This is a genomic window from Rhodococcus sp. NPDC060176 (assembly GCF_042728675.1).
In the GTDB taxonomy this organism is placed as follows: Bacteria; Actinomycetota; Actinomycetes; order Mycobacteriales; family Mycobacteriaceae; genus Rhodococcus_F.
In genome coordinates this window covers 254784-270193 of the sequence record NZ_JBHWYS010000001.1, presented here as the reverse complement: position 1 = coordinate 270193, position 15410 = coordinate 254784, and the positions used below count along the sequence as shown (strand labels likewise).

Sequence of the window (15410 nt, the reverse complement as noted above, 5' to 3'; positions counted from 1 at the left end):
ATACAGTATGCACCGTATAAGGTATACCACGGTTGAGGTATTCCCGATTCTTGGAGACGACTGATGGCACGCGAACTGATCGACCTACTCTGGCGCGATCACCCCCTCGCGCCGAAGGGTGGCGCCCGCGGCCCGCGGGCGAAGGTCACGACCTCACAGGCAGTCGACGCTGCGCTCGCCCTCGCAGATACCGAGGGGCTCGATGCCGTGACCGTGCGTCGCCTCGCCACCGACCTCGGCATCTCGGGGATGGCGCTGTACACCCACATCGGATCCCGCGACGATCTGCTGGTGCTGATGGTCGACGCCGTGCACGGAACCAGCCCCCGCCTGCCGTACGGAAGCATGACCTGGCGCCAACGGGTGCGCCGGGTCGCCGAGGAAGAACTTGCCCTCTATTCGGAGCATTGGTGGCTCCTCGACATCGCCGACCAGCGCGCCGCGTTAGGACCGGGCACGATCGCGAAATACGACCACGAACTTCATGCCTTCGACGACACGGGACTGACCGACATCGACCGGGACTCCGCCCTGACATTCGTGGCCGACTTCGCCCGATCCTCGGCGCAAGCGCGTCGCCCCGACCCTCGAGCAGCCGACATGGCCGAGGTGTGGTCGTCCTGGAACCAGCGTCTGGCCGCTTACCTCGACGACGACTTCCCGTTGGCGCAGCGAGTCGGCGGCGCGGCCGGCGAGGCCAAGAACACCCCGTACAGCCCCGAGGCGGCGTGGGAGTTCGGACTGGACCGGGTCCTGGACGCCCTGGAGGGCCTTGTTCACATCGAATGACATTCCTGCAATTCGTGGGAGACAATACGTCCGTGCTGCGCTTCGGTTGGTCTCGACGGCCCGGTGGCAACCCCTCGTTGTACGAGCCGCGAGAGCTGTTGCACGCCTACAAGAATCGGTCGACCCGAGAGGTACGAGATTCCGGTGAGCTTCTGATCGAGATTCCGTTGAGCGACGCGAGCATCTTGGAGATCACCGTCCCCGACCCCTCTGCAGACTGGATCGATTCCCGAGTCCGAGGGCTCTGCAGTTCGCTGGACAACATCGACCGGCGGGCTCAACGCGTCCTCCGTGGGGGATTCAGCATCGGCTGGATCGAACTCGAATCGGAGCGCCACGGCGTCATCTACTACTGGGAAAACGGCGTCAACAACGAATACCCCATCTCCATCGTGTGGAACGGAAACTCCTGGGAAGAAGCGCCAACCACCTAGCCCTAAATTCAGCGGCATACATCCGCCAAGACGGGGTAGACGAGTAGATACCAACGGCTCATCGACCGAGCTCATCAACTCAACTCCTGCGGTGGTGAAGAATGTTTCTCAGCGACCAGTCGATCCGTCGCCGCACCCGCCGTTTCGGAGCAGCGCTGACGCCTTCTCACAAGTGGCCTCCCCCGACCGAAACACAGCGCGTCGCGCGCTGGAGTGAAAGATCGGAGATGCTCGGCGCACTGTCGGTGCTCCTGTTCTGGGCTTTCGGCTTCGGCATCCTGCTGGGCGTCGGCGCGATTACAACAGGAATCTTCGCGCTCCGCCGTCACCCGAAGAAGTCTGGCGGGCATCTGCTCTCGAATGCCCGCCAGCTGCCGTGGGATGCGATAGTCGGCCTCTTCACCGGATTCATCGGTCTTGCGCTGAGCGGTTGGTTCTTCGTAGTTGTCCTACCCAACATGTAGCCCTCTGCTAGCCAAGTCCGTTCGCGGCAGTGGCCAACACTCGGAGTTCACGTCGGAGGATCTTGCCGGTAGTCGTGAGCGGCAAGCTGTCGATGAAGGTGATCTCCCTGGGGTACTGGTAGAAAGCAAGGCGACTTTTCACGTGGGTCTGCAACTCCTGACGGAGCTCCTCCGAGGAGTTCGATCCCTCGGACAGTACGACAAAAGCGTGAACCGCCTCGCCGCGCAACGGATCCGGAACACCGATGACGCCTGCCATGGCTACCTCGTCGTGCGAGAGCAGGCACTCTTCGATCTCTCCGGGGCCGATTCGGTACCCCGCGGACGAAATGACGTCATCGGCACGTCCCTGGTACCAGAAGTTCCCGGCGTCATCAGTCCGACCCAGATCGCCGGTGTGAATCCAACCGTCGTACACCTTTTCATCGGTCTTCGACGGCTGATTCCAATATCCGAGGAACTGTCCGGGATTGCCGGCCTTCACACAGATCTCGCCTACCTCACCAATCTCGACCAGCTCGCCGAGCGGATCGAGGAGGGTGACTTCGAAGCCGGGGAAGGCGCGGCCCATCGAGCCGCTGGCGGGACTCCACTTCGACCGCGACGTGCGGATGGTCAGATTCATTTCCGTCTGCCCGTAGAACTCGTTGACAGCTACGCCGAGAGTGCTTGCAACCCAGGCTTGCAGGGCGTCACCGAGTGCCTCACCACCAGTTCCCAATGCCCGCAGCTGAATACCACGCGCAGCAGTCTTGTCGACGCCGATGCTTCGCATCTGCTTGAGCGCAGTGGGCGGAATGAAGGCGCCCGTCACCTTGTGACGGCTCAGAATCTCGACCGCACGCGCCGGCGTGAATTTGTCGGGTGTCGCAACGACGGGACACCCCAACGCAAGTGCGGGGAACAGCACGTCGAACAGACCACCGATCCAGGCCCAGTCTGCAGGCGTCCAGAAGACGTCTCCCCGCTGCGGCGCATTGTCGAATGCCGTCCGCATACCAGGCATGTGCGCCAAAAGTATTCGGTGCCCGTGGAGCGCGCCTTTCGGATTCCCGGTCGTTCCCGAGGTGTAGATGATGATGGCATGTGAATCGGGGCCCGTGGCTACCAGTTCACTACTTTCTGCGGCATCGTCGACGATGCTGTGGAAATCGAGGATTTGCACGGGCATCGAATCGGAGAGCTGATCGAGCCTTCCGACCACGATGACGGCTTCGAGACCCGGGATCTCACCGATTCCGTCGGCAACTCTTTCATAGCAGTCCTTCTCGACCACAAGAACTTTCGCACCGGAGTCACGCATTCGATGCACCAATGCGTCGGACCCGAACTTGACCGAGAGCGGAACGGTAACCATTCCGGATCGGAAGGCGCCCAGATGTGTCGCGAGAACCTCGATACCCTGTGGGACCATCACACCGACGCGATCGCCTGAGACCAGGCCGAGATCCGCGAGCACGGTTGCGAACTTTCGGCTCATCGTAGCGACTTCACCGAATGTGTACCGTGCCCAGTGTCCACCGGTGTCTACGATGAGGGCCAGGTCATCGGGATTCTGTACATCGACACATGCGTGCGCGATGTTGAAGTGCTCTGGCACAGACCATTCGAAGTGTTCTGCCTCGAGGTCCTGCCACCAGGACAAGTTCGGCCGAGAGCTCACCGAGCACCCACTTCGAGGTCGAGCGAATGCGTTGCGCCTACCAGAAAGGAGAAGTCGCCCGAGAACACAAGGTCTCCATCTTGGTTGACGAGTGAGCCCTTGGACGTCACGATCGCGGTCTCACCGTCCGAGCGAGGGCGGACCGACAGCACTTCCGACACTGCGTGCACCGAGTCACCCAGGTACGTCGGCCGGTGGAACCTGACTTGGTCAAGTCCGTAGAAGCACTGGAGGTAACGAGGATCCAACTCCACGAGACCGAGCAAAGTGGACAGCATGAGAGCGCCGTGGGCGATCTGGCGACCGAAGCGTGTTTGCTGTGCATAGTCGGGGTCGAGATGAAGGGGATGACGGTCCCAAGTGAGGTCGGCGAAGCTTCGCACATAGTCTTCGGTGACGACCCGCGGGTCCGTTACCGCAATGTCTCCGACAGAGATCTCTTCGAAACTCTTTGTGATCATTGAAGTTTCCTCTATTAGTTGACGACCGTGGAGCGTTGATCGACTGGCGGCAGATAGGCCCCGTTGTCATCGATGTACATGTCGCGGCTTCCTTCGTCGAGGTCCGAGTCACGGACGAAGTAGACGCTGATAAGCGAAATGACCGACAAGGCAGCGATATACACAGCGACCGCAAACGATCCCCCGGTTGCGCGGACCAACATGGCGGCAACCATCGGCGCGATTGCACCACCCAAGAGCACACCGATTTGAAAAGCGATGGACGCCGCGCTGTACCGCACCCGAGCGTCGAACAATTCGGCGATGAACGTCGCCTGCGGCCCGTAGGAGATGCTGAGCATGAAGGCGCCGACGGCCAGTGCCCCGGTGGTGATCCAGAAGTTGCCGGTATCTATTGCGGCAAAGGCAACAAAGACCCACACACCCATGCCGGTGATGCCGACCATCAGGATCCGGCGTCGGCCGAATTTCTCGGACAGCTGGCCGAAGATCGGAATGAAGATGACCGCCACGAGTGCGGACACCATGACCGCGCCGAGCATGAGGTTTCCGGACAGCAGATCGAACTGGTCGGCGTACGTCAGGCTGTACGTGTTGAGGATGTAGAAGTAAGCGCCTGTGCTGATCATCGAACCTGCGGCAAGAATGATCTGACGAGGATAGTTCTTGAACGCGTCGACCATCGGAATCTTGACCGCAGTGTTCTGTTGCTTCACGCGAGCGAATGCGGGAGTCTCTTCCAACGCGGTGCGAATGTAAAGTCCCACGGCGACCAACGCGATACTGAGCAGGAAGGGAATTCTCCACCCCCACACCAGGAATTGGTCTCCGGTGAGCGCCTTGGTGCCGAACATGACGGCCGTTGCCAGCAGCAGACCGGCCGGCACACCGACCTGCGGCATGCTGCCGTAGAAGCCTCGGCGATTCTTCGGCGCGTATTCCACAGCAGTCAGAACTGCGCCGCCCCACTCACCGCCGACACCGAAGCCTTGGATCAGCCTCAGCAATACGAGAAGAATCGGGGCCCACACACCGATCTGGTTGGACGTCGGAAGGACACCGACCAGGAACGTCGCGGCTCCCATCAGAAGAAGTGCAAGAACCAAGACCTTCTTGCGTCCGATTCGGTCCCCGAAGTGGCCCATCACAACGCCACCGAGCGGCCGCGCCAGGAAGCCGACCGCGAAGGTGGCGAAGGAGAGAATCGTCGCGAGCGCAGGATCTGCGCCCGAAAAGAACAGCGGCGCAAAGACCAAAGCGGCGGAGGCACCGTAGATCTGAAAGTCGTACCACTCGATCGTGGTACCGACCAGAACTGATCCGGCCACCCGCCGCAGGGCAGGCCTGTCGACAGTTGCGGGAGATGGAGGATTCGCGTCGTTCATGTCATTGCTCCTTGTATGGAGTGCCCTGTTAGCTCGCGCACCGAGAGCGAGGCTCGACTAGGACACTATGCAGTGACCCAGGGCACAGTCAAGCTTTTTTCAATCGATCGATTGATGAATTTAATTGCAATTTGCCAGTACACAGGTAGCTATCAATCAATTGATTGACGACCAGTCGATTTCGGCGGCGATGCTAGCATGATTGGGCAACCAATCGAAATGAGGATCATGGACCTGGGGCGCGTACAACGGGCGGCAGTCACGCTGTTCGCGACGAAAGGGTTCGCCGCCACCGGCATTCGTGAACTCGGAGCCGAAGCCGGCATCAACTCGGCAACGCTGTACCACTACGTCGGCAGCAAAGAGTCGCTGTTGGCTTCGATCATTCGCTCGTGCCTCGACGAGTTGACGCAGTCGGGAGAGCGGGCAATGCGCCGCAGCGCCGACCCCGTAGTCCAGCTCGCCGGCCTGGTGTCGTCACACGTCGGCATTACCGCCGTCAACCAACTGACCGCCCGCGTCGCCGAGTACGAGATGCGCGGGTTGACCGGAGACAACCGCATCGAGTTGCAGACGCTGCGCGACGAGTACGAGCAACTATTCGGACAGATCCTCGAACGCGGCCAACGCGTGGGTGCCTTCGACATAGAAGATCTTGCATTGAGCCGACTCGCGATACTCGAGATGTGCACCGGGGTCGCGCACTGGTACCGGCCCGGTGGGCGTCTCGAGTTGGAAGATGTCCAGCGATTCTTCGTCAGCACCACGTGCAAGCTTCTGTCGGTTCCGTCCGACGAACTGCGCGGTGCGGAGTTCATTCACGACGTTCGAAAGCTGGACAGCGAACCCGAGACTCAGTCCTCCGAAATTTGGGGCACCCACGCACAGAGCGACTTCGTACGCCAGTCCGAACTGTAATCACACCAGAACTCCCGGGCTCTGGTACGAACTGAACATGCATCTACCCGCGGACAGTCATGTTCACAGCGAGTGGTCGTGGGACACCGGCGGCCCACAGTCCGACGCGGCCGGGCGAATGCAACAGACTTGCGCGCGTGCCGAAGCAATCGGATTGCCGGCGTTGGTGTTCACCGAGCATCTCGACTTCGACGACCGCTGGCGTACAAACGCCGCTGACCTGATGCCCCACCAACGTCACCTCCTCACCGCTGACGGCTACGTTCACGCACGGGTCCTCGACGTCGACGGCTATCTCGACAGCATCGAACGATGCCGACACCGTTTTCCTGAATTGCGGATACTCACCGGAGTCGAGTTCGGACAACCCCACCTGCACGAAGCGCACGCGTCGCAATTTCTCGATCTCGACGGGATCGACCGAGTAGTGGGTTCCTTGCACACGCTAGAAATCGGCGAAGATCGGAGTGAACCGAACACTCTGTTCCGAATTTGGGGCGCTGACGAGGTCATGTGGGCGTACCTGGAAGAGATTCCGCGCATGGTCGCTGATTCCCGCGTCTTCGAAGTGTTCACCCACATCGACTACGCGGTGCGCGCATGGCCGACCGAAAGCGCCGGACCTTTCGATCCCCGCCGATTCGAGGACGGATTCCGAAATGCCATGCGCGCCATCGCCGACAGCGGCCGAGCTCTCGAGATGAATACCCGTCGGCTGTGGCCTTGGATACCCCAGTGGTGGAGCGAGGAGGGAGGCAAAGCGGTGACATTCGGAAGCGATGCCCATGTGCCCGAAGCTCTGGCAGCCAACTTCCCAGAAGCGACAGCAATGCTCGAGCACTACGGATTCCGTTCAGGTAAAAGGCCCGAAGACTATTGGACTCGCTGATCCGCAGGATCCGCCAGACCGGCATTTCCGTGAGCTCGGGTTGTCGGAGGCGAATCAACCCGCAATAGTCGATGTATGGATCGGTACAAGATCACGATGCCCGACGGCTCTTCGACCGAGGAACCTTTCAACTCCGACACGGAAGCAATCACTTGCGCAGTGGATGCCAACCGAGGAGTCAGCAAGAACCTCGTAGTCGAAAAATACACAGCCGACGGTCACCTGGTTCCAACCGCGCAGGCACCTGCGAAACACACGGGTCGTCACAAGAAGAACCGTTCGAAGAGTTGAACACTCGACTAGTTCACAACTCTCGTACTCGGCGTGTGACGACCGGATGCGTGACGCAGAAGTAGTTGGATCGCGTGCTCGACAGTTGCTCCCAGGATGGCTTCGGGGGCACCTGAGAATACCTGCTTCTCCGTTTCAGCGGTCCCGTGGTCCACGACCCCGAACCACACAGTTCCGGGTGGATCGTTCTCCTGTGTATCCGGTCCGGCTTCGCCGGTGACGGCCAGCGTCAAAGTCGCGCCCATCAGCGTGGCAGTGCTGTGTGCCATGACCCGGGCAGCCTCCTCACAGACCACTGGCCCGTCCGGAACATGAAGTAGGGAATGCTTGACCGCTCTGGTGTACGCGACGATCCCACCACAAAACCAAGACCCGGCGTTCGGCGCCTTCCCCAGGTGCGCGGCGATATTCCCGGCAGTCAGCGATTCCGCCGTAGCGACTGTCAGGCCGCGCTCTTCGACCAAGGTAGCCAGCCGACTGCACAGCGCGTCGAGGTTGTTGTCCGACGGAAGCTCCGTGCGTGGATCGTCACTCATATATTGTCCCTCTTGTCTTCGCTCCTCCCTACGCCGGTTTGATGTGCCGGCCCCACTCCGCTTTCGCTGGAAGCCGATTCAGTCGTCTCCGCGGCGGGTTGCTCGTCTGCAGGGGATGCAGTTCGTCCACCAGGAGTCTCTTCCGCCGGTCGTGCCTTGAGCCCCGAATCGACGACGGGTTTGCCGGCCCCTCCCGTATTCGGTCCACCAGAACTCTCCGCCTCCTTGAAGGCCGACTTCTTTGCGGCCTCCTGACGTCCCTCGTACGGCGGCACGGCCGGTTCGGATGCGGTGGGCTCGGCGGGAGTTGTCTCGGTTCCTTCTACCCCCGAGATCGTCTCCTCGTCGCCGAACGCGCCGGAAGGGCGATCCACCGGACCGCCTCCGGGTTCATTCGAGCCTGTGCCTCGGGAGCCCGGGGCTCCACGCGCAGACTGAGGTTCTTCGGACGCCCGTTCGCCAGATTCGTTTTTCATGACTAACCCTTCGCCATCATGCAACTCGCGACGCGGCCTACAGACGGGATGATTTCTGCACAGGGGAGTCGACAAGTTCTCATTTCCAGTGAACTCGGCACAAAATTGGAAGTCAACGCCTCCCCGTTGCCTGTCCCTGTTGCCTACAGCTCACTCCCCCCTTGCGAACTGCATCCTTCGAAAGTGCGTCGGGCACACTCGTCGATCACATCAGCCACACGTGACCGACGCGCGAGTTGTCGGCGCTGCACGATCGCTCCGTTTCCATTGCTGAAGACCTTGTCCAAGGAAGCCGTGACCTGCTCGAACTCGCCGAATGCGGTCAGAGCAGGTTCGACATGATCCACCAATCGCCGAACCGCCTGGTGAGCGGTCAGTAAACGCACGGATTCCACGTCCAGCGACCTCCCGTCGAGTCCGTCGCGTGCCGCCCGCCAGCAAGCCGCCCGGAGTAACTCATGATCCACAGCGGGCGCCACCTCACCTTTGGTGATCGCGGCGGATGCGGTGCCGACAAGAGCCTGGACCAACGTGGCCAGAGTCAGCGTCTCCTCAACGGTGGCAGGCACGTCGCTGATCCGAATCTCCACGGTGGGAAGGTGATCCGACATCCGCACGTCCCAATAAACCATGTGTGGATCGAGAATGACCCCTGTCTCCAGCATCGCGGCTACAGCATCTTCGTAGTGCCCCACGGACTCGAAGTAAGGCGGCGGGCCGGAACTGGGCCATCTGCCGAACAGAACGTAACGCCAACTCGCATAGCCGGTATCGCGCCCACTGCTGATCGGGGAGTTCGCCGTCAACGCCAGCAAGGTCGGTAACCACGGGCGCAGATGATTGACGATCTGGACCGATCGTTCTCGATCTTCCACACCCACATGAATGTGACAGCCACACATCACACCTTCGGTGATCGCACCGAACTGTCCGGCCATCCGCTGATATCGCGACTTCTGAGTGATCTCGTCGACCGGCGGATCGAAGAACGGCGTCCCGACTGCAATGAGCTGACAACCCACGCGAGCAGCGGCATCGGCGGTGACGGCACGAGATTCACAGAGTTGATCACGAAGATCACGAATATGGTTTCCGATCGACGTGGACGTCTCCACCTGACAGCGCGTGAGTTCGAGTTGCAGCGAGATACCGAGTTCTCGCCCGGCGGCCGCAACTTCGACGTTGCGCAGACTCGGATGCCCGGTCTGCGGATCGCAGAGCAAGAACTCTTCCTCCACACCGAGAGTCGGCGTACCTACGGAGAACAGGTCGGGAGTCGGCTTCGCATTCATAGCACTTCCTTGCACCGGTGTTCCTCCACATCCGGTACTTCGAGCCTACGACCTTCTTCGCCTTTCGGCACTACGCCATCGGTTTCACCCACTCACCGATCGGGTAGTGCCCTGTGAGCCGACGACAAGCGGCAAATCGCAAGTCTTCACGAACTCAGGACGGAGTGTGCCGTGACAAACGCGAGCGGAAGTTCACCGGTAGATGACGAACACACCAATCGATCGCATGTCGGGGAGGCAATCAGCGACGGCCGCAACTATCCCGGATACCTGCTGATCGGGCTGGGCCTGGCAACACTCGGATTGACCTTGGTGGCAGCAGGTTACGGATTTCGTGGATGGGCAGTCATTGCCGGCGCCGTGTGCGTGGTGTCCTTCATCGTCGGAACACTGGCCATCTTGATGGAACACCGTCGGGTCAAGCGACTGGAAGGTCAGGAACTCTTCGATCAAGAAGGGCACTGAACCGAACGCTCGAGTCGTATTCTGCACCAGCAGAGTACGACTCGAGCAGAATACAGCTCAGTGATTGCGGAGTTTCTCGATCAGCTCGCCCTTGTTCAGCTTCGAATAGCCGTGCAGATCGAGTTCCTTCGCACGTTTCCTCAGATCATCTACCGTCCACTCCTCGAACGGTGAGGATTGTCCGCCGGACTTGGCGACATTCGACCGCCCTCGATTGGCGGCTGCATTGGAGATTCGGGCCGCCTTTTCCTTGGAATCGCCCTTCTCGCGTAACTCTTCGTAGAGTTCTTGATCCTTGAGTTGAGGTTGTGAGTCCTTGCGAGCCACTGTTTCGTCCCTTCACTCGTCTTCACTCCGACGGTGTGGCCGAACTGGCAATTCGGCCACACCGCAAGTTCGAACGTACGTCGGCACTCAGGATGTGGGCGGCACCTCGAAACGCCCCCACACGCGGTGCGTCTTCAGAAGCTGAGCCAGTGAGGCGAGGGCTCCTTCCGCGTCGGCATCGACGACGACTCCCAATGCAGACTCGTCGATACCGGCCGCGGCCAGCGCACTCATGCTCTCACCCCAACCACCAATCGCCTTGCTGTGCCGATACATTTCGTTCAGCAGAGTCTCCACCCGTGGATCCAACTTGCCCTCGCCGATCCGAGAAACGTCGCCGCTCAGCAGGATTGCATCGAATTCGATCGAACGAGCTGTGAGGTAAGTCCGCTGCACCGTCACCGCGTCGTCACCGTCCCCGATGGTTCCGCCGTGCGGGCCGAGGATCAGCGGCACCATACCGGCGTCGAAGATCTTGTCTCGAACGGCGACAACCGTGTCGAGATCGGAGTTCTCGTCGACCAGTAGTGCAATGATCCTTCCGTCAACAGGCCATTCCGCACCCACCTGAGACAGTGCAGGACTGGGCTCCGGATCACTCAACGGCTCAGTCGGTTCGGGTACCGGAAGGCCAAGCCCGCCTGCGACGATCGATACGAGAGCCGCATCGATGTTGGCCAAAATGCCCAGATTCCGGGTCTTGATGTTCTCCTCGTAGCACTTCCCCAATTCGAAGGTGTACGCCTGTGCGACGTGCTCCTGTTCGACAGGGGACAGACTGCGATAGAAGAGTCGAGCTTGCGAGAAGTGATCGTCGAACGATGCCGGCGCCTGCCTCACCTTGCGCCCTGAAACTTCCTCGGGCACCTCGATATAGGCGGCACTGTCTGCCGAGGCCAAGAAGGGGCAGCCACCGTCCAACGAATTGGGATGGTACGGCGCGATCCCGGTATGCACACCGTCCTGGTGGAAGCCGTCGCGAAGCATGTCGTTGACGGGCGAGTGAGGACGGTTGATCGGGATCTGATCGAAATTGGGACCGCCGAGTCGCGTGATCTGGGTGTCGAGGTAGGAGAACAATCGTGCCTGCAGGAGCCGATCATTGGTGATGTCGACGCCCGGAACCAAGTGGCCTGGATGGAATGCCACCTGTTCGGTCTCGGCGAAGAAGTTGGTCGGATTGGCATCGAGCGTCATCGTTCCGATGACCTGAACCGGCGCGAGCTCTTCGGGCACAATTTTGGTGGGATCCAAAAGATCTATGCCTTCGAACATTTCGTCTTCGGTATCGGGGAATACCTGCACGCCCAGATCCCAGGACGGATATGCACCTGCCTCGATGGCGTCGGCAAGATCGCGTCGGTGGAAGTCTGGATCCACACCGCCTGCGATCTGAGCTTCCTCCCACACTAGTGAATGCACTCCGGCTGCCGGCTTCCAGTGGAATTTAACAAGATTCGTCTCGCCGTCGGCGTTGACGAGCCTGAATGTGTGAATGCCGAAGCCCTCCATCATGCGATAGGAGCGCGGGATGCCTCGATCAGACATGTTCCACAATGTGTGCGCGGTGGCCTCGGTGTGTAGCGACACGAAGTCCCAGAAGGTGTCGTGAGCGCTCTGCGCCTGTGGAATCTCGCGGTCCGGGTGGGGTTTCGCGGCATGGATGATGTCCGGGAATTTAATTCCGTCCTGGATGAAGAACACCGGGATGTTGTTGCCGACCAGATCGAAGACACCTTCGTCGGTGTAGAACTTGGTGGCGAACCCGCGTGTGTCACGGACGGTGTCCGCCGAACCGCGTGAACCCAGAACCGTCGAGAATCGCACGAATACCGGGGTTCGGGCTCCTGAAGCGAAAAGCGAAGCTTTACAGATGTTTTCGGCTGCGCCGTTTGCCAGGAACGTACCGTGTGCGGCCGCCCCGCGGGCGTGGACGACGCGCTCCGGAATTCGCTCGTGATCGAAGTGTGTGATCTTCTCACGAAGGTGGTGGTCTTGAAGAAGAGTCGGTCCCCGCTCACCCGCAGTGAGCGAGTGGTCGGTCTCGTAGAGTCGTGTACCGGTTGCGGTAGTGAGGTACTCACCCCGCTGGCCGCGACCGTTTCCCTTCACCTTCCCCTCGGCACCCGCTACGGTACGCACTTCCGGTTGCCTCTGGTCGTCCTTGGGAGGCAACGGCTGTCGAGGCTTGACCGGCTCTGTCAGGTCCGGCGTTTTCGGGGCCGGTACACCTGGGACGGACTGGGATGAAGGCATCGAACAGCTCCTCTTGATCGTGATGCTGGGCGCACGAATTCTGTTACGCCGTAGGAAAGTAGAGACTTCAGTCTGAACGCGGAGCCACGACTCACCCCCGGGCTGGGATCAATCCCAGGCCGAGGGTGACGAGCGCCCCGACTATTGCTCGGACTTCTGCCGTGCTTCGTCCGCGGCAGCTTCCGCGCGAGCCTTCTCGGCTTCTGCCTCTTTCTTCGCTAATTCTCGCTGGCTCTCGGCCTTGTCCTGCTGGGCGCGGCCCTCTCGGGTCAAACTGTCGTTCCCGGAGACCGCACCAACGGCTTCCTTGGCCTTACCCTTGACGTCCTCTACGACGCCCTTGATGCCCTCGCTGGGGCCGCTCTTGTCGTCTGTCACGTTGTTCCTCCAGGTCGTTTCGATTCGCGCTCGAGATTCCTGCCGCGCAGGATTCCCACACAGAAGCCCTACCCGGTCGAAATTCGCATAAACATCCGCGCACCGACGATGCGTGGCGCATACATCCACCAACTGCCGAGGGGAGTGTCGTTCACTCTCGTGTGTTATTCAGTGCAGATGAGCCAGTTACAGACCGATCCCCCCGTGGGCGGAACCCTGTCCACGATTCGCGCACTTGCGCCCACCCTGGCCCCGAGCGAGCGACGCGTCGCCGACATCTGCATCGCCCGGCCCAAGGAGTTTGCCTGGTGGTCGGCGGCAGATGTGGCCGAGCACGCGTCCACGTCGACGGCAACTGTCATTCGGGCCTGTCAGAATCTCGGTTTCAAAGGCTTTCAGCATCTGCGCATGCTGCTGCTCAGAGATCTCGGCGCAGCAGAATCACGGGTGCAGGACGCGGCACATACCAAGGACAGCAACGGACTGCTGCAGGCAGTAATCGGCGAGGTGGCGGCCGATCTCGGCGGCGCACTCACACCTCTGGATCGCGAAGCTTTCGACCGGGCTGTTGAGGCAATCGCCGACGCCGAACGCGTGCTCGTTGTGGGAAACGGGGTGTCCGGGCCGTCGGCATCTGCAGTGGCTGTTCGGTTCATTCTGAACGGCCGCACAGCTGAAGCGCCCACTGATGCAGTGATGCAGCAACTCACAGCCCGGCACCTCACCTCACGTGACGTTTGTCTGGCTATCAGCGACAGTGGGCTCAACTCACTCACTCTCCAGCCTGCCCAAGCCGCGAAAGACGCCGGCGCAACCGTCATCGGCGTGACCGGCTACGCGCGTTCCCCACTGGTGGAACTGGCCGACATGGGCCTGGTTCTCGGTGGCGGAACCGGGCCGTGGGGCGCACACGGCGCCTCCGCGACCGTCATTCAACTGACCTTTCTGATCGGTCTCCAGATCGCGGTCAGTGAACGCCGTGGCGGGTCAGCCGAAGCTGCAGCTCAGACCCTCGAACACGTCATCGGAATCCTCAATCACGGTTCCACCAACTGAAATTCGGGTTCGTCGCACGGTTCGGTTCAAATAGTTGCCCTGAGAATTACGGACAATTACGACGGCGTTCGGTCACCGTTCATCTTCGACTGGCTAACTTCTGATGTAACGAAAATCCCCAATCCGACGCGATTGGGTAACGTCATTTCATCGGGAGAAGCCAATGGGCAGGATTCGAATAGAGAATCTGAGTCGGAAATTCGCAGATGTCACCGCAGTCGACAACATCGACATCGATGTTCGTGACGGGGATTTTCTGGTCCTCCTCGGACCGAGCGGCTGCGGGAAAACTATGTTGCTCAGGATGCTCGCCGGCCTCCTCGAGCCGACAAGTGGCCGAATACTGCTCGACGACGAAGACATCACTACGGCTCCCGCCCGTCGGCGAGACGTCGCCATGGTGTTTCAGAACTATGCCCTCTACCCGCACCTCTCCGTCGCGAAGAACCTCGGCTTCCCTTTGAAGGTCAAAAAGATCGACAAGGCGACGGCAGTAGCACGTGTCGAGGAAGTAGCACAGCAACTGGAGATCGCACATCTGCTGGAGCGCAAGCCCAAGGAGCTGTCGGGTGGTCAGCGTCAGCGCGTGGCGGTGGGCCGAGCGATCGTCCGAAATCCGAAGGCGTTCTTGATGGACGAGCCACTCTCCAACCTCGATGCGAAGCTCCGAACAGCAACCCGTCGTGAACTCACCCAGCTACACCGACGGCTGGGCGCCACCTTCGTCTACGTCACCCACGACCAGGTCGAGGCAATGACAATGGCGACGCGTATCGCGCTGCTCAACAACGGCAGACTCGAGCAACTCGGCACCCCCGAGGATGTCTACGATCGCCCGGCATCGGTATTCGTTGCAGGATTCCTGGGCAGCCCTGCAATGAATCTTGTTGATGCAAAGGTATTTTCGTCCGGATGGAGCGTGAGGGTTACGGCCGAAGGTATCGAAGCCTCACTCTGGCCAGGAGAGTCCGATTCCCGCGACGTCGTACTCGGCATTCGTCCCGAACATCTCACACCGATCCATCCAGGCACGGATTCCGGCCCCGGCGCGCGTATCACGGTCGATGTCACGTCGGTCGAGAATCTCGGAAGCGAGCAGGTGGCCTACTGCCTGGTCGGTTCGACCACGATCTGCGTGCGCGCTCCGCGACCGATCGCCCTCCACGAAGGACAGCCCGCGGTACTGTCCGCCGAGCTGCGCCACCTTCACCTCTTCGACCGAGCCAGCGGGCGTCGCCTCGAATGGCTGGACATACCAGCAACATTGAATCTCGATTCATCAGTTCTCAGCTGAACCTTCAGTTCGCCCTCTCACACGAAAATTTCATCA

17 protein-coding genes are annotated in these 15410 nt (G+C 60.5%); 8 read left to right on the top strand and 9 right to left on the bottom strand.

Annotation, left to right across the window (positions count from 1 at the left end):
• The first annotated feature begins 63 nt into the window (after positions 1-63).
• The 3 genes from ACFWEM_RS01235 to ACFWEM_RS01225 all read left to right on the top strand — a co-directional run bounded on the left by ACFWEM_RS01235 (position 64) and on the right by ACFWEM_RS01225 (position 1687).
• Positions 64-789, top strand: a complete 726-nt coding sequence (locus ACFWEM_RS01235; protein WP_378530405.1) for a TetR/AcrR family transcriptional regulator — start codon at positions 64-66, stop codon at positions 787-789.
• Positions 786-1223 (top strand): hypothetical protein, encoded by a 438-nt coding sequence (locus ACFWEM_RS01230; protein ID WP_378530402.1) that lies wholly within the window; start codon positions 786-788, stop codon positions 1221-1223. The genes ACFWEM_RS01235 and ACFWEM_RS01230 overlap by 4 nt, the downstream gene beginning before the upstream one ends.
• A gap of 101 nt (positions 1224-1324) precedes the next feature.
• Positions 1325-1687 (top strand): hypothetical protein, encoded by a 363-nt coding sequence (locus ACFWEM_RS01225; RefSeq protein ID WP_378530401.1) that lies wholly within the window; start codon positions 1325-1327, stop codon positions 1685-1687.
• 7 nt (positions 1688-1694) lie between these two features.
• Here ACFWEM_RS01225 and ACFWEM_RS01220 read toward each other — a convergent pair whose 3' ends face one another.
• From ACFWEM_RS01220 to ACFWEM_RS01210, 3 genes are read right to left on the bottom strand one after another with little or no spacing between them, the layout of a single operon-like run.
• Positions 1695-3332: an AMP-binding protein gene (locus ACFWEM_RS01220; protein WP_378532697.1), complete on the bottom strand. Its 1638-nt coding sequence runs from the start codon at positions 3330-3332 to the stop codon at positions 1695-1697.
• Between the two features lie 14 nt (positions 3333-3346).
• Entirely contained in the window at positions 3347-3811 is a 465-nt protein-coding gene (locus tag ACFWEM_RS01215; protein WP_378530399.1) for a MaoC family dehydratase, read from the bottom strand.
• 14 nt (positions 3812-3825) lie between these two features.
• Positions 3826-5196 (bottom strand): MFS transporter, encoded by a 1371-nt coding sequence (locus ACFWEM_RS01210; protein WP_378530395.1) that lies wholly within the window; start codon positions 5194-5196, stop codon positions 3826-3828.
• 219 nt (positions 5197-5415) lie between these two features.
• Between ACFWEM_RS01210 and ACFWEM_RS01205 the strand changes: the two genes are divergently transcribed.
• Together ACFWEM_RS01205 and ACFWEM_RS01200 are read left to right on the top strand one after the other, a co-directional pair.
• Complete coding sequence (locus ACFWEM_RS01205) at positions 5416-6114, top strand: TetR/AcrR family transcriptional regulator (protein ID WP_378530393.1); 699 nt, start codon at positions 5416-5418, stop codon at positions 6112-6114.
• A gap of 37 nt (positions 6115-6151) precedes the next feature.
• On the top strand, positions 6152-7003 hold the full coding sequence (locus ACFWEM_RS01200) for a PHP domain-containing protein (RefSeq protein ID WP_378530391.1): 852 nt from the start codon (positions 6152-6154) through the stop codon (positions 7001-7003).
• A gap of 299 nt (positions 7004-7302) precedes the next feature.
• Here the strand turns inward: ACFWEM_RS01200 and ACFWEM_RS01195 are convergent, their stop codons facing one another.
• The 3 genes from ACFWEM_RS01195 to ACFWEM_RS01185 all read right to left on the bottom strand — a co-directional run bounded on the left by ACFWEM_RS01195 (position 7303) and on the right by ACFWEM_RS01185 (position 9598).
• Positions 7303-7830: a CinA family protein gene (locus ACFWEM_RS01195; protein WP_378530389.1), complete on the bottom strand. Its 528-nt coding sequence runs from the start codon at positions 7828-7830 to the stop codon at positions 7303-7305.
• Positions 7827-8204 carry a hypothetical protein gene (locus ACFWEM_RS01190; RefSeq protein ID WP_378530387.1) on the bottom strand — a complete coding sequence of 126 codons (378 nt, stop codon included), beginning with the start codon at positions 8202-8204 and terminating at the stop codon, positions 7827-7829. The genes ACFWEM_RS01195 and ACFWEM_RS01190 overlap by 4 nt, the downstream gene beginning before the upstream one ends.
• 245 nt (positions 8205-8449) lie before the next feature.
• Positions 8450-9598 carry a glutamate--cysteine ligase gene (locus ACFWEM_RS01185; protein ID WP_378530385.1) on the bottom strand — a complete coding sequence of 383 codons (1149 nt, stop codon included), beginning with the start codon at positions 9596-9598 and terminating at the stop codon, positions 8450-8452.
• Positions 9599-9769: 171 nt separating this feature from the next.
• Here ACFWEM_RS01185 and ACFWEM_RS01180 point away from each other — a divergent pair, with 171 nt between their 5' ends.
• Positions 9770-10063, top strand: coding sequence for a hypothetical protein (locus ACFWEM_RS01180; RefSeq protein WP_378530383.1), 294 nt, complete (start codon positions 9770-9772; stop codon positions 10061-10063).
• A 57-nt stretch (positions 10064-10120) separates the two neighbouring features.
• On the opposite strand, the gene ACFWEM_RS01175 is transcribed toward ACFWEM_RS01180, so the two are convergent.
• The 3 genes from ACFWEM_RS01175 to ACFWEM_RS01165 form a co-directional block, all read right to left on the bottom strand.
• Complete coding sequence (locus tag ACFWEM_RS01175; RefSeq protein ID WP_378530381.1) at positions 10121-10390, bottom strand: Rho termination factor N-terminal domain-containing protein; 270 nt, start codon at positions 10388-10390, stop codon at positions 10121-10123.
• Between the two features lie 87 nt (positions 10391-10477).
• Complete coding sequence (locus tag ACFWEM_RS01170) at positions 10478-12646, bottom strand: catalase (protein WP_378530379.1); 2169 nt, start codon at positions 12644-12646, stop codon at positions 10478-10480.
• A 141-nt stretch (positions 12647-12787) separates the two neighbouring features.
• Positions 12788-13024 carry a CsbD family protein gene (locus ACFWEM_RS01165; protein WP_378530377.1) on the bottom strand — a complete coding sequence of 79 codons (237 nt, stop codon included), beginning with the start codon at positions 13022-13024 and terminating at the stop codon, positions 12788-12790.
• 177 nt (positions 13025-13201) lie between these two features.
• Between ACFWEM_RS01165 and ACFWEM_RS01160 the strand changes: the two genes are divergently transcribed.
• A complete protein-coding gene (locus ACFWEM_RS01160) occupies positions 13202-14080 on the top strand; it encodes a MurR/RpiR family transcriptional regulator (protein WP_378530375.1) in 879 nt (292 codons plus the stop codon).
• 163 nt (positions 14081-14243) lie between these two features.
• The gene (locus ACFWEM_RS01155; protein WP_378530373.1) at positions 14244-15374 is read left to right on the top strand and encodes an ABC transporter ATP-binding protein; all 1131 of its coding nucleotides are present in this window, start codon (positions 14244-14246) and stop codon (positions 15372-15374) included.
• Positions 15375-15410 lie beyond the last annotated feature (36 nt).